At 54.5% G+C, this 563-nt stretch carries 1 pseudogene; it reads right to left on the bottom strand.

From position 1 onward, the window contains the following. Positions 1-108 (bottom strand): annotated as a pseudogene (locus EXE45_RS17525) (TrmB family transcriptional regulator); the annotation flags it as partial. Between the last annotated feature and the right edge of the window lie 455 nt (positions 109-563).

The following is a 563-nucleotide window of genomic DNA, read 5'->3' as shown; positions in this document are numbered from 1 at the left end:
CGCGTCCGCGATCTCGCGGCCCTGTACCGGGGCCTCTCGACCCTCGGAGAGGTTCACGAGCGCGGTGAGCACGCGTTCCTGACTCGAACTCAACTGGATCTTCGACATGATGAGTCCGAACAAGATGCGACTAATAAATGTTCGTATATAACGACATTATATGATTAGAACTGTGATTGTGCGCGAGATTCCCACAAAAACAAGCATGAATCTCGGACAAAAGTCTACGTATACCCATCTTGTCTCTCATGGGCGGTGGCTACATCCTATTATTTGAAATATTTCGTCTATAATTGGCTGTATGTGTGTCTTTTACTTCTTTTTGCCTCACGAGATACTAACAACAGTACCAGTTCCTTATATTATCCACACCTCAAGTATTTACCAGCGCGACCGGAAGCGGCGGGCGACGAATGACATCCCAATGCGACGCCCGCAATCGCTCGCAGAGACGCGCCCGGGCTCCGCGCCGAGCCGCCGAACGCTCCTGCGGGCGGACGAAGCGGAGTGGGCGGACGGCCGGCGGAGGGGAAGATGGCTGACCGCGAGTCGGCGTTCGACCC

It is taken from the genome of Halorubrum sp. SP9 (genome assembly GCF_005435015.1).
Lineage (GTDB): Archaea > Halobacteriota > Halobacteria > Halobacteriales > Haloferacaceae > Halorubrum > Halorubrum sodomense.
The sequence above is the reverse complement of the archived record's forward strand: the minus strand, read 5'-3'. Positions and strand labels throughout refer to the sequence as shown.